This window comes from Thalassotalea eurytherma, from assembly GCF_030161415.1.
Lineage (GTDB): Bacteria > Pseudomonadota > Gammaproteobacteria > Enterobacterales > Alteromonadaceae > Thalassotalea_G > Thalassotalea_G eurytherma.
This window is the reverse complement of sequence record NZ_BSSU01000014.1, coordinates 42,903-62,276: the sequence shown is the minus strand read 5'-3', so window position 1 is coordinate 62,276 and position 19,374 is coordinate 42,903. Positions and strand designations below refer to the sequence as shown.

Annotated in this window: 14 protein-coding genes; 6 read left to right on the top strand and 8 right to left on the bottom strand. The window is 40.9% G+C overall.

Annotation, left to right across the window (positions count from 1 at the left end):
- Positions 1 to 52: 52 nt before the first annotated feature.
- Both sspA and QQK02_RS14050 read left to right on the top strand, forming a co-directional pair.
- Positions 53 to 691 (top strand): stringent starvation protein SspA, encoded by a 639-nt coding sequence (sspA, locus tag QQK02_RS14055; protein ID WP_284208717.1) that lies wholly within the window; start codon positions 53 to 55, stop codon positions 689 to 691.
- Positions 691 to 1,137 carry a ClpXP protease specificity-enhancing factor gene (locus QQK02_RS14050; RefSeq protein ID WP_284208716.1) on the top strand — a complete coding sequence of 149 codons (447 nt, stop codon included), beginning with the start codon at positions 691 to 693 and terminating at the stop codon, positions 1,135 to 1,137. The genes sspA and QQK02_RS14050 overlap by 1 nt, the downstream gene beginning before the upstream one ends.
- A gap of 68 nt (positions 1,138 to 1,205) precedes the next feature.
- On the opposite strand, the gene QQK02_RS14045 is transcribed toward QQK02_RS14050, so the two are convergent.
- Positions 1,206 to 1,682: an acyl-CoA thioesterase gene (locus tag QQK02_RS14045; RefSeq protein WP_284208715.1), complete on the bottom strand. Its 477-nt coding sequence runs from the start codon at positions 1,680 to 1,682 to the stop codon at positions 1,206 to 1,208.
- Between the two features lie 271 nt (positions 1,683 to 1,953).
- Here QQK02_RS14045 and QQK02_RS14040 point away from each other — a divergent pair, with 271 nt between their 5' ends.
- The 3 genes from QQK02_RS14040 (at position 1,954) to QQK02_RS14030 (ending at position 3,191) form a co-directional block, all read left to right on the top strand.
- On the top strand, positions 1,954 to 2,592 hold the full coding sequence (locus tag QQK02_RS14040) for a 1-acylglycerol-3-phosphate O-acyltransferase (protein ID WP_322790617.1): 639 nt from the start codon (positions 1,954 to 1,956) through the stop codon (positions 2,590 to 2,592).
- Between the two features lie 10 nt (positions 2,593 to 2,602).
- Complete coding sequence (rraB, locus tag QQK02_RS14035; protein ID WP_284208713.1) at positions 2,603 to 2,953, top strand: ribonuclease E inhibitor RraB; 351 nt, start codon at positions 2,603 to 2,605, stop codon at positions 2,951 to 2,953.
- A gap of 79 nt (positions 2,954 to 3,032) precedes the next feature.
- Entirely contained in the window at positions 3,033 to 3,191 is a 159-nt protein-coding gene (locus QQK02_RS14030; RefSeq protein WP_284208712.1) for a hypothetical protein, read from the top strand.
- 48 nt (positions 3,192 to 3,239) lie between these two features.
- On the opposite strand, the gene QQK02_RS14025 is transcribed toward QQK02_RS14030, so the two are convergent.
- Positions 3,240 to 6,320, bottom strand: a complete 3,081-nt coding sequence (locus QQK02_RS14025; protein ID WP_284208711.1) for an efflux RND transporter permease subunit — start codon at positions 6,318 to 6,320, stop codon at positions 3,240 to 3,242.
- Complete coding sequence (locus QQK02_RS14020; RefSeq protein ID WP_284208710.1) at positions 6,317 to 7,411, bottom strand: efflux RND transporter periplasmic adaptor subunit; 1,095 nt, start codon at positions 7,409 to 7,411, stop codon at positions 6,317 to 6,319. The genes QQK02_RS14025 and QQK02_RS14020 overlap by 4 nt, the downstream gene beginning before the upstream one ends.
- 155 nt (positions 7,412 to 7,566) lie before the next feature.
- On the opposite strand from QQK02_RS14020, the gene QQK02_RS14015 reads away from it, so the two are divergent.
- Entirely contained in the window at positions 7,567 to 8,175 is a 609-nt protein-coding gene (locus QQK02_RS14015) for a TetR/AcrR family transcriptional regulator (protein ID WP_284208709.1), read from the top strand.
- An 81-nt stretch (positions 8,176 to 8,256) separates the two neighbouring features.
- Here the strand turns inward: QQK02_RS14015 and QQK02_RS14010 are convergent, their stop codons facing one another.
- From QQK02_RS14010 to QQK02_RS13990, 5 genes are read right to left on the bottom strand one after another with little or no spacing between them, the layout of a single operon-like run.
- Entirely contained in the window at positions 8,257 to 10,035 is a 1,779-nt protein-coding gene (locus QQK02_RS14010) for an alpha-amylase family glycosyl hydrolase (RefSeq protein WP_284208708.1), read from the bottom strand.
- 16 nt (positions 10,036 to 10,051) lie between these two features.
- Entirely contained in the window at positions 10,052 to 12,226 is a 2,175-nt protein-coding gene (gene malQ, locus QQK02_RS14005) for a 4-alpha-glucanotransferase (protein ID WP_284208707.1), read from the bottom strand.
- The gene (gene glgX, locus QQK02_RS14000) at positions 12,213 to 14,351 is read right to left on the bottom strand and encodes a glycogen debranching protein GlgX (RefSeq protein ID WP_284208706.1); all 2,139 of its coding nucleotides are present in this window, start codon (positions 14,349 to 14,351) and stop codon (positions 12,213 to 12,215) included. The genes malQ and glgX overlap by 14 nt, the downstream gene beginning before the upstream one ends.
- Position 14,352: 1 nt before the next feature.
- Positions 14,353 to 16,536, bottom strand: a complete 2,184-nt coding sequence (glgB, locus tag QQK02_RS13995; RefSeq protein ID WP_284208704.1) for a 1,4-alpha-glucan branching protein GlgB — start codon at positions 16,534 to 16,536, stop codon at positions 14,353 to 14,355.
- A 57-nt stretch (positions 16,537 to 16,593) separates the two neighbouring features.
- Positions 16,594 to 19,029 (bottom strand): glycogen/starch/alpha-glucan phosphorylase, encoded by a 2,436-nt coding sequence (locus QQK02_RS13990; RefSeq protein WP_284208702.1) that lies wholly within the window; start codon positions 19,027 to 19,029, stop codon positions 16,594 to 16,596.
- Positions 19,030 to 19,374 lie beyond the last annotated feature (345 nt).

Sequence of the window (19,374 nt, the reverse complement as noted above, 5' to 3'; positions counted from 1 at the left end):
AGCCCATTATCAACGTAAGTTGATACCTTTCTTTACCTTTACTGGAGGCACTATGGCCGTAGCTGCAAACAAACGTTCTGTGATGACGTTGTATTCTCACGCGGATGATATGTATAGTCATCAAACTCGTATCGTTTTAGCTGAAAAAGGTGTAGGTGTAGACATTCATTTAGTCGACCCAACAAACCTTCCTGAAGATTTAATTGATTTAAACCCATACGGCACTGTACCTACATTAATTGATCGTGAACTAGCGCTTTATGAAGCTAGTATCATTATTGAATATTTAGATGAGCGTTTTCCTCACCCACCATTGATGCCGGTTTACCCAGTATCACGTGGTCGTTCTCGCCTGATGATGCACCGTATTGAGCATGACTGGTACAGCTTAGCAAAAATTATTATTGCTAATGGTGACGGTGCTGATAAAGCACGACAAGAACTCAAAGAAAGCTTATTGAGTGTTGCACCCATCTTAAATGAAGCGCCGTACTTTATGAGCGAAGAGTTTAGCTTAGTTGATTGCTACTTAGCACCGTTATTATGGCGCTTACCGGCATTTGGTATTGAATTATCAGGCCAAGGCTCTAAAGAACTTAAGTCTTACATGCTTAAATTATTTGAACGTGAGTCGTTCCAAGCGTCATTAACTGAAGCTGAGCGTGAATTACGTTTCGGTAACCCAGCATAATGTCTAGCGAGATGACATCAAGTAAGCCTTATTTAATTAAGGCTTTCTATGATTGGATTTCTGATAATCGTTTAACGCCACATGTTGCTGTAGATACAACGGTGCAAGGCGTGCAAGTGCCGTGGCAGTTTGTTCAGGATAATCAGATTGTGTTAAATATCTCAGGTGGTGCAGTTGGTGCTATTTCTTTTAACGACCAAGCGATAGAGCTCACCGCTCGATTTGGTGGCAAATTAGAATACATTACTATACCCTTTGGTAGCGTTGGTGCTATTTACGCCAAAGAAAATGGTGCAGGTAGTTCCTTCCCAATTGAGCATAGCGACATTGAGGAAGAAGACTTTACTGATAGTTTGACAGACGTTAGCAGTGAAGAAGCAGAACCACAGAAGAAGGCAGAGCCTTCAACTGAGAAAAAACGACCCAATTTAACCGTCATCAAATAACGTAAAAAGGTAGCTTAAAGGCTACCTTTTTTGTCTCTGTTATCTGCTCAAAGTAAGGGCATGTTCAATTATTTCCATCCGAGGGTTTTTTCAAAGTCTGCATCAAGCTCTTTAGCAAAATCCTTAGCATGCATCGCGACCTGCTCTAGCATTTTATCTTCATCTTTCACTGGCTCAAATTTAGGCACTTGGGTTGGGTAGCCTGCCTCGTCTACCGCCATAAAAGTAATAAAACAGCGGTTGGTGATCGATGCTTTGTCTCCTCTAGGGTCGCCAGAACGAACCACAACGTATATGTGCATACTAGATTTTCCAGTATGTACAATACGGGCTTCGACACTAATCATCTGACCTACAAGTATTGGGCGAATAAACCGTATAGCGTTTGCTGATACGGTAACACAGTATCTTTTGCTCCATTGAGCTGCACAAGCATAGGACGCTTGATCTATCCATTTCATGACGATGCCACCATGCACTTTACCGCCAAAGTTTACATCTGTAGGCTCGGCTAGAAAGCGAAATTCAACAATATTTTTTTCCATATAGCTAATCTTTTAGTTAACGAATCATTATAAACTATAGTTAATATCAGCAACTTAGCTAATTGGTTAAATAATATTCACTAAAAATAACGCATCTGTACATGCCATTACTTAGCGTACACGTGTTTTGCGTGTATACTTGCTGCTTTTATTTTGTCAGGAATTCGTTTTGTTAGCTGTCATCCGAATTATACTTATAGCATTAGCGATAGGATTGATTTCAATCATTTCTATTTTGACTTGTCTTGTACGACCTTTTCATCGAGATAATGTGTACTCTGCTGCACAAATGATGGGTAAGCTATCAAAGTTGATTGGTATTACCGTCGAAATTCGTATTCCTGACGAAGTTAAAGCGTTAACGTCAGTGGTTTATATTGCTAACCACCAAAATACTTTTGATTTATTTACGGTCAGTAATGCTGTTCGACCAGGCACGGTAAGCGTTGGTAAGAAAAGCTTAAAATGGATTCCATTTTTTGGTCAAATGTATTGGCTTACCGGTAATATTTTGATTGATCGTAAAAACACGTCTAAAGCGATGGGCACGATTGCACTGACAGCGCAAAAAATCAAAGAGAAAAAATTATCTGTCTGGTTATTCCCAGAGGGTACTCGTAGCTACGGTCGAGGACTTTTACCTTTCAAAACAGGTGCCTTTCGCACGGCAGCACTCGCTAATGTGCCGATAGTTCCTATTTGTAGCTCTAACCAGTATGAGACGATAAAATTAAATCGTTGGAATAATGGTAAAATTATCATCGAGTTTTTACCGCCCGTTACTGTAGAAAGTGACGGCAAGGAAGAAGTACGTGCATTAGCAAACCAAGTGCGCGAAAATATGACTGAAAAACTTCAAGAAATCAGTGTTGAAGCTGGTTCTGAATATCCGACATATAAAGGTAAATAAGGCTAGGCAAATGATTGAGCAAGAATTACAAGAGTTATTCGACTATACCAATACGCTGATCGAAGAACTTGTTGAAGATGGTACGAATGAAGAAGTTCATCATACCATTGAACATCATTTTTCTAGTGTTGATTTTAATGCGTTAGAGCAAGCCGCAGTTACTGCTTTTAAAATGGGCTTAGAAGTCGATGAACCTGAAGAGGCTGAGCTTGAAGACGGTACGAAAGTTTTCGCTTTTGATATTATTACAGAGCAAGCCCTTGAAGTTGAAATTATCAATGATGAAGTAAAAGCTATGTATGAGTTGGCAAAAAAAAGCAAAATTGATTATGATGGTTGGGGTACATACTTCGAAGAGTAGTTGTCTACCGAAAGGTTGTTTTTCGAGGACGAAATTTTAGCGACTAATTAGCATTACCATAAAAGAAAGGAGTATTTTTATGGAGTGGATTCAAGATATATTTAACCCGGGAACCTTAGCATTATTAATCCCTTTAGTAGCGATTATCGGTGCATTTGCGGTAGCGGCATTAAAAGCGCATCACAAACATCAAGAGCGTATTGAAAAGATCAAACAAGGTTTCGATATTTACGATTAAATATTTAATCAATGAATAAGGGCAGAGTGAGAACTCTGCCCTTATTTTTTATGCCGCTTGTAACGTTTGTTCGAAAGGTTTTTTGCTTGTTAACCATGCAAAGCAGGTTGGCACAAAGTAGAAGGATAGTAGGGTAGTTAATACTGTGCCTCCAGCAATGGCAATGGCGAAAGGTGGCCAAAAACCACCACCAGCGAGAATCAGCGGTAGAAAGCCACCAACCGTTGTAATCGTTGTTGATGTAATGTGACGAGCACAGCTTTGCACTGCAACAATAATAGCCTGTTTGTCACCTTTGATGGCAGCTTCGCTTGATTTCAATTCAGCGATGATCACAATTGCCGCGTTAATCGCTAAGCCCATTAAGCCCAGTAACCCGATAATAACCGTAAAGCCAAATGGGTAGTCAAATAGGTAAACGCTAAACAAACCTAAACCAATTGATTGCATAGCTGACAACAAGATAATTGCACTGATTCGAAACGAGTTAAAAGATAAGACAACCACTGTAAATAATAAGGTCATAATCAAGCCAACACTTGCCATTAACTGACCGACCGTAGAATCGCGCTCTGCTGATTCACCGCCAATTTCTAAATGGTAGCCACTTGGCAGGGTAAATTGTTGTTCGTCAATCGCTGACATAATACCTGTTAACACCTCAGACGGGAGTACACCAGCCGTTATATAAGCGGCAATCGTGTTAACACGTGCGCCTTCTCGATGTGGAATCGCTCCGCGTGTAGGCGCTATATTTAGCTGAGAAATGGCACTTAACGGCACGGGTAAATCAGAAAATTGACTAATTAATTGAATATTATGTAATTGGCTAATCGTACTTCTGGCATCGTTATCAAGGCTAACTCGCACAGGAATAGACTCAGTCACTTCTATTAAACTACCATTAACTGTCCCGTTTAACGTATTGCTCAATTGGTTAGCAACATCAACGAGTGTTAAACCCGACAGCATCACTTGTGCTTCATCAGCATCTAACCAAACTTTTGGTGCACCGGCTTGTAGTGACGTTCTGGTATGAATGACATCATCTACGGTACTCATTAATTGGCGCACGTCGTCACCTAGGCGTTTGAGCTCATCTAGATTTGGCCCATATATTCTCAATTCAACCGGCGCAGCAAACGGAGGTCCTTGTTCTAGCTTTCTTACAATGATCTGGGCCTGCGGAAATTGCTTATCAAGTTGCTTTTGTAATATCGGAATCAAACGATTGGTGGTACTAAAATGATTCGTTGTAATCATCGCTTGTGCGTAATGTTTAGAGCCATCATTTTCAGGTGCCAAATTATAGTAAAAAGACGGTGTATTTTTACCAACAACCCAGCGAGTGTGAGTTATGCCTTCTACACTATCTAAAAATGAGGTGATGTCTTGGGCAACTTCTTCAGTAGCTAATATGCTTGAGTTAGCCGGCATAAATAGCTCAATTTGGAACATATCTCGATCTGATGGTGGGAAGAATTGTTCCGTCAATGTGCCCGCGGCCCAAAATCCGAAAAGCGGTAATAACATTACCGTTAACATCACTGATTTAGCATGGCGAAGACTAAACTGTAGGCTCGCCTCAAAATAGCGACCAAGAGTAGGCAATGAAATGCCGTTGTTATACCAGGTCGATTTTTGCTGATTTTGGCGTTGTAAAAAACGACCGCCTAAACCTGCGACAATCGTGTGCGAAATTAGGTATGAAGCAATCAACGAAAAAATAACGCTTAGCGCAATACCACTGATAAATTCACCGGCAGGACCAGGCATTAATACGATTGGCATAAAAGCCAAGATGGTAGTAATTGTTGAACCTAATAACGGTAACCATAAATGCTTGACAGCATAACTAACAGAATCTAAACGCCCTGCGCCTTGTTGACGCTTTTGCTGGATGGTATCTGTCATCACAATCGCATTATCAACCATGATACCTAAGGCAACAACTAAACCGGTCACTGACATTTGGTGAATCGGTAGGCCATAGAAGTTCATAAACGCGAGCGTGAATAGCACTGATAATGGCAAAGAGAACGCAACGATAATAGCGGCTCGCCAACCAAGGGTAACCATTAACACTGCTGTGATCAGTGTGAAACCTATAATGATATTGGTGACTAAATCAGATAGTCGTTCGCTGGTATAAGCATTTTGATCAAAAAGTAATTCTAGCGAGACATTTGAAGGTAACAGTTGCTCAAATAAAGCGACTTCTTTGGCTACTTTTTCTGACCATTGGTCGATACGTACTTCTGGCAACATCCGACTACCGACAACAACAGCTCGTTGATTATTGACAAGTGCGACCTCATTAGCTGGCCATTGCAACCCCTTTTCTACCGTTGCAATGTCACCTAACCTTAAAATGCTGCCGTTTTGAGCTTCTTTGATAGGAATATTTCGAATACGCTCAACATCATTAAATGCACCGTTTAGCTCAACCTGCATCTGAGTCGCATGATTAACTAATTCACCGGCTGATACCTTGGCATCAGCGCCTAACAGGCGTTGAGAAACCTGTAAGCTTGTTAAACCGACTTGACTGGTCAATTCATGATCTAATGTTACTTGAATTTCTTCTTGGCCACGTCCATAAATACTGACGATATCTGTACCGGTAATGTTACGTAAACGGTTTTGCAATTCATTAGCATAACGGCCTAACGCCGCCAAATCGACATCACCGTTGCCTTGCCAATTAAGCGCAAAAAGTTGTGTATAGGCATAACCACGATCGTCTATCAAGGTCGAGGGGAATGAACCATTTGGCAGTTCAGGCTTTACATCATTTAATAAATCGCGCACCCGAGACCAAATAGGCTTAGTGTCAACAACTTCATCATGAAGCTGAATTTTTACCACAGAGATATTCGCTCTAGATACTGATGTTATGAGTTTAACTTCAGGTAATTTGCGTAATTTTTGTTCAATCTTTTCGGTGACGAGTACTTCAACTCGTTCGGCACTTGCGCCTGGAAATTCTGTAATTGCGCTGGCAACGCGGTTGGTAATTCTTGGATCTTCAGTTCTCGGAAGGGTCGATAAAGCACCTAAACCCGCAACAACAATGAGGGCAATAGCAAGGCTCATTAAACGCCCATTTTTTACAAATGAACGTATCATGATTGGTTCTCCGCAAGTAACGATGTGTGTTTTTCTACCACTTGATTGGGGACGAATTTATGAACGCCTTGAGCAACATAAAGTGTTGAATCTGAGTCAAAACCGGTGATAAAAGCACGTGTTTGCGTTGTAAACTCAACTTTTACCGCAACAAGTTCCAATTGATATTGCTGGCTTTTAGGGGTTGCGATTAATAAATTCCATTGCCCTCTGACGCCATCAGTTAATGCACTCATCGGAACCCAATAGCCGGGCTTGCTAATTGTTTGATTAATAATGACTTTAGCTATTTGATCGTTGTAGGCATTGACATTGCTACTTAATGCAACACGTAAATTTACCGTGCGATTGCTAGCATTAATTTGTTTGCCAATACGTAAGATGGTGCCTTGATGCAACTGATTACTAATTTGAACGTCGACCGGTTGGCCGGGTTTTAGGGTAGACGCTAACTCTGACGAGATACCTACTTTAACTTCTTGATCGTTTTGTTTGATGATTTGTAACACCGGCGCACCAGCTCGTACATTAGCACCTTGTGCCAGTTGTCGATTCGAAATAACACCGTCAAAAGGAGCAATTAATTGACTGCGATTAAGTTGGTACGCTAATGCATTGATATTTGCTGATAGTTGCTGTTTATTTGCCTCAAGAATAGCTTGCTCTGCAACTAGCTCATCGTAAGTTTGTGCGGAAGCATAGTTATCTTCTTTTAATTTATTGATACGTTTCAAATTACTTTTGTTTAAAACAACTTGAGCACTATTTTGCGCCAATTGCGCATTTAGCTCTGCGAGTTTTATTTTTGTTAATTGTGTGTTGAGTAGCGCGAGGGTGTCGCCTTTCTTAACGTGATCGCCATTATCAACCAACAGGCTGTCTAAGGTTCCGTTGTATTCAAAACTAAGCGGTGTAAATTGGTTCGTTGAAATACGGCCAATGTATGCGCGAGGGATTTGGTAACTGCTTGCTGGCTCAAGTGTAACGAGATCTGCTTTTGCATAGGTTTGCTTGCTTGGCTGTTCAGGTGAAGGTTTAGAACAACCTGTAATGACTAAGAAAGAGATAAAAATAAGACTGCGCTTTAACATGGGAGACAATTCCTAATCGCGTTTGTTAATAGTAAGTAATGTATGTTTATCAAAAGTTACTCGTAAGCTAGACTGAGAAGTCTAGTTTAATCAAACTAGACTGTCTAGTTTAATTTGATAGAATGCGTTAAATAGATAATAAATTTAGGTGAACAATGAGCCGTATACGCCCTAAAAATGAAGTGAAACGCCAGCAAATACTTGATGCGGCAACAACATTATTTACCGATAATGGTTTTGCAGAAACGAGTATGGATAACATTGCTAAGTTAGCTAATGTTTCAAAACAAACGGTATATAGCCATTTTGGCAATAAAGAAGAATTATTTTCTGCTTCTATCGAACAAAAGTGTATCGCTTATGATTTAAGCCAAATGGTTTTTCAACCTAATGATGATTTATCTAATTTTCTGCTCGACCTAGCAATACGCTTCTTCGAACTGATTAGTTCAAAAGAAGCGATGGCGGTTCACAAAATATGTGCCTTTGAATCTGAATCACATCCCCAGCTATCTGAGCTTTTCTATAAAGCTGGCCCTGAACCGTTCATCCTAGAAGTGACAGAGTTAATGGACAACATTGGTCAGTCTGGTGCGCTAGCGATAAAAGATGCTCGCGCCGCTGCGGTACAGTTTTTGTCTGTGATGAGAGGAGAAGCGTGGTTGAGACTAGAGTTCAACCTCAAAGATCAATTATCAGATGAAGAAATTCGTCGCTATTTGGAAAACAGTGTCCAGTTTTTCATTAAAGGTTACAGTGCTTAGTGGTAATTAGTGCCGCTAAATAAAAAGGGTCAGTGTTTTGAATTACACTGACCCTTTTTATTTTCTAGCTTTGTTATGCGATTACAGTTTATAAATCGCAAAACTCAGTGCTGGTAACTGTGTTGTGACATTACCTTGTTCAACCGTTGCTGTCGCTGCTTGTTCGCTTGCATAAACTGGCGTCAATGCCTTAGCTGTAAGAGCAAATGATGCATCACTTGTTGCGTTAGATGTATTAAATACCACTAAGTACTGTTCATCTTTAAGTGTGCGAGTGAATGCGAAAATTCCCGGTGTTGCTTGCGCATAAGCTGTTTTTTGCTGACCTTTTCTTAAGGCTGCGTGACTAAAGTAAACCGAGCCGTACTCAGCAAATGCTTGGTAAAATGGATGTGACTGATCAAAGTTATCATCAGCTGTAGTCTTATCGGTAGCCAACAAGTCATCGTCATTATAGCTATCAACAAAAGATGGCATCATGTCTTGGCGAGATGCCTTATCACCGCCGTCACCGACAAAACCTTGCTCATCACCATAGTAAACTACTGGAATCCCACGAGCGAAGTATAAAAGGGCATGAGCCAATTTCACACGTTGTGCGATTTCTATCATTGAATAGTTTTTATCAGAATCTTTTAGCATCCATGAGAAACGTCCCATGTCGTGGTTAGATACAAATGTCAGTAATTGGTTGGCGTCAGAATCGTCGTCTAGGTAATGACTATCTTTTGCAAATAACTCAGCTAATACATCGGTACCACTTTGGTCAACGAGTGCCGCACGCAAGCTGCCTTGCAGTGCAAAGTCTAATACTGATTGCATCTTACCGTCTGTTGTAAACACACTCAGATTTTTAGGTGAGAAGTCATATACTTCACCAAACATAAAGAAGTTAGGTATACCTTCCTTTTGACCGTGTTCAACAATCGCAGGTGCAAACGCTTGCCAAAATTCTAGGTTTACGTGTTTAACGGTATCAATTCTAAACCCGTCTGGCTTAAATTGCGTCACTAAGTTTTTGAAGATATCAATCATACCGCTTACAACTTCAGGATCATCTGTATTGACATCATCTAATCCAGCGAAGTCACCATAAACTGAGTCTTCACCTTTGAATGTCGTTTCACCTTGGTTGTGATAGTACTTAGGATCATTTAGCCATGCAGGCACTTTGACGTTCTCACTACCTGCAGGAATAACTGGCGTATACGTGCCTTTTTCTTCTACTTCAGCAAGTGTGCGGTATGTACAACTTGGGTTAGATGTTAAACCATCTTGACCATGACATTCTGTAAACTTAATCACGTCAGCAGTGTGGTTGGTTATGATATCGAAATACACTTTGATATTTTCTTTATGAGCCGTATCAATGAAGTTTTTTAAATCATCGTTAGTACCTAAATGTGGGTCAATTTCTGTAAAATCGAGTACCCAGTATCCGTGGTAGCCTGACCCGTCAGCTTGTAATGCTTGGTTTCGCAAAATTGGCGTTAACCAAATTGCGCTTATGCCCATCGCTTTTAAGTAGGGGATTTTTTCGATTAAGCCCGGTACGTCACCGCCGTGGTACATACCGTAATCGGTTTTATCGAAACCACCTTGGGAAATTAACTTTGTTTTAGAGCCGTTATCGTTGCTGGTATCACCATTGTGAAAACGATCTGGTAGCACAAAGTAGAATACTTCTTCATGCACTGTGCGTTTTAAGTAGTGGGGTAAATCACTAGCCGTTAATTTAGTAGGAGCTTGTTGCGCTTTTGTTGTTGTAACTTCTTGTTGTGATTTAGGTGCTTCTTGGCAACCTAAAAGCGCTAAAGCAATAGCGCTACAAGCGAGTGTTTTTAATGTTGTTTTAATCATTATTTACCTGCTTTTATTATTCGTTATGTTTTGGACGTGCTTCTTGCATTGCTCGACAGATGTCAGTCATCGCGTCGTTTTCCCATAGATTTTCTAGCACTACCGGTATGCGTTGTAACCAGTTAGGGTGTTCGTCTATTGTGCCTGGAATATTAACTTGCTCGACATTCTCTAAGGCGTCTTCCAGCGGAATAAGCTGAATTCTACTTGGCGCTAAAGCCATGTATTTTTGCACGGCTACGCTTAATTCACGGTTCATTATTGCAGGTGAAGTTTGCGGTGCGTTGTTTACATCGATTACTTGCATATCGCTCAATGCCGCTAATAAGTTATCTCTGTCTTGAACGCGAGAGTTTCTGTCATCTATGCCCATTTGTTCATTTGGATATAGGTTAAGCTTTTGTCGCCACTCTAAATCTCGGCCTGTCCACCAACCAGCAAGTGTTGGTAGGTCATGAGTAGACACTGTTACCATTGATTGCTCAGGGTATTGTTCTGGACGCATAAATAAGCCTGATTCCCATGTTTCAAAGAATAGAACTTTGTATGACAATAGACCAGCCGAAGCCATAATTTCGCCAAAGCCATCAGGTACAGTACCTAAATCTTCACCGATAACCACACATTTGCTGCGACGAGATTCAAGGGCAATAATGCGTAAAATGTCTTCTAGTGGGTAGGTAATAAACACACCTTCATCAGCCTTCATGCCTGGAGCAACCCAATATTGACGCATTAATCCTAGAATATGGTCAATACGCAGTGCACCGGCATATTGCATATTTGAACGCAGTGCTCGCACAAGTGGTTGATAGCCTTGTTTTTGCAGTGCAACTGGGTTAATTGGTGTTAAGCCCCAGTCTTGGCCTAATGTATTAAGTAAGTCAGGCGGCGCGCCTACCGATGCACCAGCAACGTATACGTCTTTATCTGACCAAACATCGACACCTGAACCGTCACAACCTACAGCTAAATCAAGATATAAACCAACCGGCATGCCTGATGCTTTTGCTTTGTGCTGAGCAGTCAGCAATTGGCGGTGTGCTAGCCATTGTAGGTACATGAAATAGTCAATACGCGATTGATTTTGAACTTTAAATTCTTCTACTTCTGCTGAATGAGGATTCTGATATGCTTCGGGCCACTTTGTCCAACCATAAGCATGAAAATCCAGTTTTCTAAAGTGCTCATATAATGCTTCAAAGGTTGCGTGTCTTAATAGCGCGTCACCATTTTTAGCTTTAAAGGCTGAAAATTCGGCGATTAACGCAGCATCATTGTTCTCAATAAATGCTGGGTATAACAATTCGAGGGCTTGATACTTAACATCCGCAACTGCAGGGTAGTCAATCAATGTGGTTGAACGAGCAAAATTGATTTTATCTTTAAATGCTTTCGACGTAACAAGCGTTTGAACTGCTTTAGTTTCTTGGTAAAACGGCGCTGCACTAACATCAATGTATTGCGTATTTAAAAAGCAACGACTTGTCGGCGAATAAGGGCTGCGGTGTGCTGGATTGTTTTGGTACAACGGGTGTAATGGGTTTAATCCGATAGCAGAAGCACCTTTACTTGCTGCACCTTTAACAAGCTTAGTGAGATCGGAATAATCACCCATGCCCCAGTTATTCTCACTTTGTAAAGAATATAACTGTGCGGCAAAGCCCCACATTTTGAAGTCAGCGGCTTCATTTGGGCTGAAACATTTTTGCGGTGCAAAAATGAGATGACAGGTATCGGTTTGCTCACCGTAAGTTAATGATAGTTGATGATAGCCATCTTCTATACGAGGCAGCCCTAAAAAGTATTGCGTAAATGTCGTGCCTTCAAATTGGGCACTGTCGCCCTGAGGTAAGTCGGCAAGTGCTACTTGTGCACTGTGTTGTTCACCAGACTCAGTGGTAATAAGCCAAGAAAAGTTATCAGCTAAGCCGTTAGCTAAACTTAAGGTAATTTGGTGATGGTGCTGTTCTGATTTAGCTATATGAACTTGTGGCAGTATTTTACGCCAAGCCTGTTGCTCAAGTTCAGCAATGCTTTGTTCGATTGCTTCGTCTTGATCTATGTTATATCCCATGGCCTTTAATAAAGCTTGGCGCGCTTCATCCTTGGCGTGTACCTGATTGCCAAAAGCGTCGATGTAGTTGCGATGAAAGCCAACTAAATCTGCTAGTTTCTCAATTAAGTTCATAAGTCTCGTTCTCTTTTGTAAATTCTGCAGGAGATTGGCTAAAACTCAATAATAGGCAGCTATGAGGGCTAACCTTTAACTGAGTTCTATCAATGTTCTCATTTTGTCTTGTTATTGTTTCTGCGGTATTAAAAATTACTTGCCAGTAGCCGTTTAACTGTGGCAATTGGTATTGAATGTCATGATCGTGTGCATTAAAAATGACGAGTAGAGCATCATCTTGATAAAAGTCATCACAACTAAGTTCATGCTCTGTATTAGCAAGCAACATGGCAAAACACTTAATATGGTGATCGTGCCATTGTGCTTCTTGCATTAATTCACCACGACAATTTAGCCAACTAATATCCGGTAGCCCGGTTTTCGCTGAAATCATGTTGCCGTGGTGGTAGTGGGTTCTATTGAGTAAAGGGTGTGCTTTACGTAGCGCTATAAGTGCCTGAACAAAGCCAAGCAGTTCGCTATTTTCTGATTGCTGCCAATTGAGCCAAGACGTTTTGTTATCCTGACAATAGGCGTTGTTATTACCTTGTTGTGAGTGGCTAAACTCATCACCACTTAATAGCATTGGTGTGCCTTGAGAAATAAACAAGGTTGTTAATATATTCTTCTGCTGTTGCAGGCGCAGGCTATTAATTAATTCGTCTTTAGTTTCACCTTCAACACCAAAGTTACAGCTGTAATTTGCATTGTGACCATCTTGGTTGTTTTCACCATTAGCCTGATTATGTTTGTTGTTATAACTGACAAGGTCGCGTAGCGTGTAACCGTCATGGGAGGTGATAAAGTTAACACTTGAACTAGGGCGGCGGCTTCGGTTTTCAAATAGGTCACTCGAGCCGTGAATTCGGTTAGCAAAGTCGGCAAGCATGCCTTTATCGCCGCGCCAAAATCGACGTACTGTATCGCGATAGCGATCATTCCATTCCATCCACGCATTAGGGAATCGCCCGAGCTGGTAACCGTCTTCACCAATGTCCCATGGTTCAGCAATAAGTTTGACACCTGCCAATATTGGATCTTGCTTGATGGTATTAAAGAAGTGGTTAAACTGATTAAAGTGAGGCGTTTCACGGCCTAAAATTGTCGCTAAATCGAACCTAAAGCCATCAACACCCATGGTTTCTACCCAATATCTTAGGCTATCCATGACCAGTTGCAATACGCGCGGGTGATCAATATTAAAGGTATTGCCGCAGCCAGAGAAATTTTCATAAAAGCGCTTGTCATGCTTGGCTAAACGATAATAGCTGGCATTATCAATACCCTTAAAACTGTAGGTTGGTCCTAGTTCATTGCCTTCTGCACTATGGTTATAGACGACGTCTAAGATAACCTCGATGCCTCGGTTATGTAACGTATCTACCATGGTGCGAAATTCTTCTCTGCCGTCTGTGAGTGCATATCTTGCGTCAGGTACAAAGAAGTTGATTGAGTTATAACCCCAATAGTTTGCTAAGCCTTTTTCTTTAGTAAATGGCTCATCAATAAATTGATGAATAGGCAATAACTCAACACTTGTTACACCTAAAGATGATAAGTACGCTAGGCTACTTTCTTCCATCAAAGCGGCGTATGTACCACGTACCTTTTTACGAATTTTTTTATTTAATTTACTGAAACCTTTTACGTGCATTTCATAAATAATGGTATCGCGACGTCGAATCTGTGGTTTGTTTGTTAACGCACCTAAGGAGTTAGTGACCACACATTTAGGCATGAATGTGGCGTTATCTTGGTAATCTAACGTCAGATCTTTTTGGCAGGAATTTAAGTCATAACTATAGTGTGACGGGTGATCGACAAACTCACCTTTTAACGCTTTAGCGTAAGGATCTAAAAGTAATTTTGCCGCGTTAAAGCGATGACCATTATGCGGTTCGAATGGTCCATGAACACGGTAGCCATAAAGTGCACCATCATCAATGCCTTCAATAAGAACATGCCAAACATCATCAGTAAATTCCGGCATTTCTATTTTTACAAGTTCACTCTTACCTTGGCGATCAAACAGGCATAACTCCACTTTTTCAGCATTGGCTGAAAATAGCGCAAAGTTAACCCCCTCGGGCGTAATGGTTGCACCAAGTGGGTAAGGGAAGCCTGCAGACACCTTGATATTCATATTAGCAAGCCAAGGTAAAGATTAAGGTTGCTAACGGCGGTACGGTTATATCAATACTGTTAGCTTGGTTATGCATTGATTTTTCGCTACTTGAAACTCCACCAAAATTGCCTTGGTTACTGCCACCATAAATGCCGGCATCGGTATTTAATGTTTCATGATAGTGACCGGCCTGAGGTACACCGACACAAAAATTATGGTAAACCTGATTAGAGAAGTTACATACAACAACGACTGGCGGCTGACCGTCGTTACCATAACGAATAAAGCTGTAAACGCTTTGCTCGGCATTCTCATAATCAAGCCATGCAAAGCCTTGGTGTTCGCAGTCATGTTGATAGAATGCTGGCGTTGATTGATAAACGTTATTAAGATCTTTTACCAGCTGTTTCACTTGGCTATGCCAGTGAATATCAAGCTGATGCCATTCAAGGGCTTTTTCAAAGTTCCATTCTGGACCTTGAGCAAATTCACACCCCATAAAGAGTAATTTTTTACCAGGATGTGCCCACATAAAGCCATAATATGCGCGTAAATTGGCGAATTTTTGCCAAGCATCACCAGGCATACGGTCGATCATTGAGCCTTTTCCGTGAACAACTTCGTCATGGCTTATTGGCAGAATAAAATTTTCGTCGAATGCGTAAACTAAACCAAAACTAACGTCATTATGATGATGCTGGCGATGAATAGGATCACGCTTCATATATTCCAACGTGTCGTTCATCCAACCCATGTTCCACTTATATCCAAAACCTAAACCACCTTCACTGGTTGGCTTAGACACGCCCGGCCAAGAGGTTGATTCTTCAGCAACTGAAAATGTGCCTGGGTATTCTCGATAAAGCTCTTCATTGAAGCGTTGTAAAAATGCTACCGCTTCTAAGTTTTCACGACCACCATGTTCGTTAGGAATCCATTCACCTTCTTTTCGACTGTAATCTAAATACAGCATCGAGGCGACAGCATCTACGCGAATACCATCAACGTGAAATCGATCAAGCCAATGGAGTGCGCTTGCACGCAGGAAGTTAGCAACTTCGGTTCGGCCGTAATTATAAATTAAGGTGTTCCAATCTGGATGGAAGCCTTGACGAGGATCAGCATGTTCAAAAAGGTGTGTGCCATCGAACTGAGCTAAGCCGTGCTGATCAACAGGGAAATGACCAGGCACCCAATCAATCAATACACCAAGGTTGGCTTGATGACATTGGTCAATAAAGTATTTAAAGTCGTCGGCATCGCCAAAACGGGCGGTTGGCGCGAATAAACCGACCGGTTGATAACCCCATGAACCGTCATAAGGAAATTCACTAACCGGCATCAGTTGAATATGGGTAAATCCCATATCTAAAGTGTAGGGAATAAGTTGGTCTGCAAGTTCTCGGTAATTAAGAAATTCGTTATTCTCGTCGCGTTGCCATGACCCTAAATGCACTTCATAGATGCTAATGGGGGCGTGGCGGCTATTGCGTGCTGCTCGCGCTTTTAACCAGGTTTGGTCTTGCCACTTGTAGTCTTTTTCGCTATTAACAATGGACGCAGTATCAGGGCGAAATTGTGCTTGAATGCCGTAAGGGTCTGCCTTTAATGACAATAAATTATTGTCTGAATCAACCAGTTCAAATTTGTATAAGCTGCCCGCTTCGATATTGGGCAAAAATAGCGACCAGTAACCACTGTGTGATTGGTTACTTAACGGGTGACATCTGCCATCCCATTGATTAAATTCACCAATCACTGAAACGCGTTTAGCGTTAGGTGCCCAAACAGCAAAGCTGACTCCTGACACGCCATTAATCGTCTTTTGGTGTGCACCCAAAATATTATAAGGGTGTAGGTGGTTGCCTTCGCTGAGCAAGTGAATATCGAGTTCACCTAACGTAGGTGAAAACGCGTATGGATCTTCAATACGAGATGTCGAACCGTTGATTGTGACTTCTAACAGGTATTCAAAGTGTTTTTTACGACGAAGCTTTTTACTGAAAAAACCCGAATCATCAACTTTATTAAGTTTCGCAATAACCTTTTTAGTATTTTTAGCGTAAATAGAAACCTGCTGTGCAGAAGGCATAAAGCAGCTTACTGTTAGGTAGCCTGATTCATCTGCAGATACACCAAGCACTTGATGTGGTTGGTCATGTATCGCATTTTTAATCGCTTTTACAGCGTTAGAATCTGTCATTATTTTTCCTATTGCAAAAAACACCAACGCCCCAATAAAGGGGCGTATCTAATTACATTACTTTACGCAGGGTTTTATTTGCCAAATACGATTGACATAATCATTAATTGAGCGGTCTGAGTTAAACTTGCCCATTAATGCTGTGTTGAGAATGGCCATACGTGCCCAGCGTTTTTTATCACGGTATGCTTCATCAAGTGCTTGATGTGCATCGCTGTACGATTGGTAATCTGCTAGCACTAAATACGGGTCACCCCCATCGAGTAAACTATGCTTTATCGCTGATAATTCATAAGGTTTACCTGGTGTGAAGTAATCCGTATCTAACCAATCTAATACGGCTTTAATTTCAGCATGTTGCTCGTAGTAGGTGTAAGGGTTATATCCTTGCGCTTTTAGTGCTTTTACTTGTTCAACGGTATTACCGAAAATAAAGATATTGTCGTCGCCAACTTCTTCAGCAATTTCTATGTTAGCGCCATCTAAAGTACCAATGGTTAGGGCGCCATTAAGTGCTAGCTTCATGTTACCTGTACCAGAAGCTTCTTTACCTGCAGTGGAGATTTGCTCAGATACATCAGCCGCAGGAATCATTTTCTCAGCAAGACTTACGCGGTAGTTTGGTAAGAAGACAACTTTTAGTTTGTCTTGAATGCGCGTGTCATTGTTAATTTTGTCGGCAACTTTATTAATTGCGTAAATAATTTCTTTCGCTAAATGGTAACCCGGTGCAGCTTTCGCGCCGAAAATGAAGACACGTGGGTGCATTTCTAAAGACGGGTTTTCTAATAAGCGACGGTATAAGGCAACAATATGTATAAAGTTCAAATGCTGACGCTTATATTCATGTAAACGCTTAATTTGAATATCAAAAATAGCTTCAGGGTTTACTCTAACACCTGTGCTCTCTTGAATTTCTTGCGCAAGCGCAACCTTGTTCTCTAATTTGATGTCCATAAACGCTTTTTGGAGCTTGGCATCATCGGCAAGTTTTTCTAATCCAGCAAGGCTGTCTAGATCCTTTGCCCAATCTTCTTTGATATGTTTGCTAAGCAAAGCAGAAAGCTTAGGGTTACACGCTTTTAACCAACGACGCGGTGTTATACCGTTTGTCACGTTTGTTAATTTACCAGGATAAAGCGCGTCAAATTCTGGGAATAAATCTTGTTTAACCAGCTTAGAATGAATTTCTGCAACGCCATTTACTTTATGAGCAGCGACAACACACAAGTGTGCCATACGTACTTTTCTCTCACCACCTTCTTCAATCAGTGATAACTTTGCACGCATTGCATTGTCATTTGGCCATTTAACAGCGACTTCATTATTCAGGAAATCTTCGTTTATGATGTACAAAATTTCTAAATGGCGTGGCAGCACACGTTCAAATAATGGAAGTGACCATTTTTCTAAAGCTTCTGGCAATAACGTGTGGTTTGTGTAGGCGAATACTTCACGACACAGTGTCCATGCATCAGTATAGCTAAACTGATATTCATCCATTAACACACGCATAAATTCAAGGATTGCGATAGTAGGGTGAGTATCGTTTAATTGGATAGCGGTATCTTTTGCAAATGCCTGCCAATCAACGCCATTAATTGTTTGATGGCGAGCAATGATGTCTTTAATTGAACATGCGCAGAAGAAATATTGCTGGATGAAGCGTAACTCTTTACCTGCATCATGTTCATCATTTGGGTATAAAACTTTCGATACTGTTTCAGCTTGAATGTTTTTACCGTGTGCATTTAAGAAGTCACCTTTATTGAAAAGATCCCAATCAAATGCTTGGTCAGCGCGAGACTCCCATAAACGAAGTACATTTACTGTTTCTGAGTTGTAGCCAACGATTGGAATATCCCATGGAACACCTTTTAAGGTGACGCTTGGTTGCCATTTTGAACTTGTACTGCCATCGGCGTTAGCTGCGTGTTCAATATGACCATATAAAGGAATTAATTGTGCTGATTCTGGTCGACACACTTCCCAAGGGCTACCAAATTCACGCCATAAATCAGGTGTTTCAACTTGACGACCATCAGCAAAGCTTTGTTTAAATAAACCGTGTTGGTAATGAATACCGTAACCTGTTGCCGGGTAATCTAGTGTAGCTAATGAATCGAGGAAACACGCCGCTAAACGTCCTAAACCACCATTACCTAATGCTAAATCAGCACCTTGTTCACATAAGTCTGTTAATTCAAAACCTAAATCTTTTACTGCTTTTTCAGCCTCTTGGTAAATAGAAAGGTTGTGAAGGTTGTTTGATAACAAGCGTCCCATTAAGTATTCAAGAGATAGGTAGTTAACCGTTTTAACACCAGGCTTGTCTTGACGTTCGCGAGTGGCTGTTAGTTTATCGACAACGATATCGTTAATCGCCAAACTTGTGGCTTTCCAGAAAGCTTCAGGATTCTTATCCTTGCTATGAGCTAGCGTAAATTTTAAATGGTGCTCAATAGCTTTTTTAATTGAAGAACGTTTAGTCATAAGGGAAGACTCATCCTGTTTTTTTAGAGTTTAGTCGATAAATAGTTATCTATACTGCCGAACAATTGCTAATGCGCAGTTTCGTACTCTATGTGTAATTAGTTGTAAATGATTATGCCGATGTCATTTGCTAGAGCAATAATCTACATACGTATGCATCAGGTTATGCATCAATTAAATATGGTGCATACGTATGCACCTAAGCTGAGATGCATAGCAGCCATCTAATTGTTGAAAGGACGGAATAATGAAAACGCCTCGATTGACATTTTCTTCATAGAATTTCTTTTTACGTAAAGAATAGCTAACACTTGTGTTAATGAGTTGTTAAAAATTAATTTAATA

Coding starts and splice junctions, on each gene's coding strand:
- sspA (WP_284208717.1), top strand. CDS start 53: ATGGCCGTAGCTGCAAACAAACGTTCTGTGATGACGTTGTATTCTCAC.
- QQK02_RS14050 (WP_284208716.1), top strand. CDS start 691: ATGTCTAGCGAGATGACATCAAGTAAGCCTTATTTAATTAAGGCTTTC.
- QQK02_RS14045 (WP_284208715.1), bottom strand. CDS start 1,682: ATGGAAAAAAATATTGTTGAATTTCGCTTTCTAGCCGAGCCTACAGAT.
- rraB (WP_284208713.1), top strand. CDS start 2,603: ATGATTGAGCAAGAATTACAAGAGTTATTCGACTATACCAATACGCTG.
- QQK02_RS14030 (WP_284208712.1), top strand. CDS start 3,033: ATGGAGTGGATTCAAGATATATTTAACCCGGGAACCTTAGCATTATTA.
- QQK02_RS14025 (WP_284208711.1), bottom strand. CDS start 6,320: ATGATACGTTCATTTGTAAAAAATGGGCGTTTAATGAGCCTTGCTATT.
- QQK02_RS14020 (WP_284208710.1), bottom strand. CDS start 7,411: ATGTTAAAGCGCAGTCTTATTTTTATCTCTTTCTTAGTCATTACAGGT.
- QQK02_RS14015 (WP_284208709.1), top strand. CDS start 7,567: ATGAGCCGTATACGCCCTAAAAATGAAGTGAAACGCCAGCAAATACTT.
- QQK02_RS14010 (WP_284208708.1), bottom strand. CDS start 10,035: ATGATTAAAACAACATTAAAAACACTCGCTTGTAGCGCTATTGCTTTA.
- malQ (WP_284208707.1), bottom strand. CDS start 12,226: ATGAACTTAATTGAGAAACTAGCAGATTTAGTTGGCTTTCATCGCAAC.
- glgX (WP_284208706.1), bottom strand. CDS start 14,351: ATGAATATCAAGGTGTCTGCAGGCTTCCCTTACCCACTTGGTGCAACC.
- glgB (WP_284208704.1), bottom strand. CDS start 16,536: ATGACAGATTCTAACGCTGTAAAAGCGATTAAAAATGCGATACATGAC.
- QQK02_RS13990 (WP_284208702.1), bottom strand. CDS start 19,029: ATGACTAAACGTTCTTCAATTAAAAAAGCTATTGAGCACCATTTAAAA.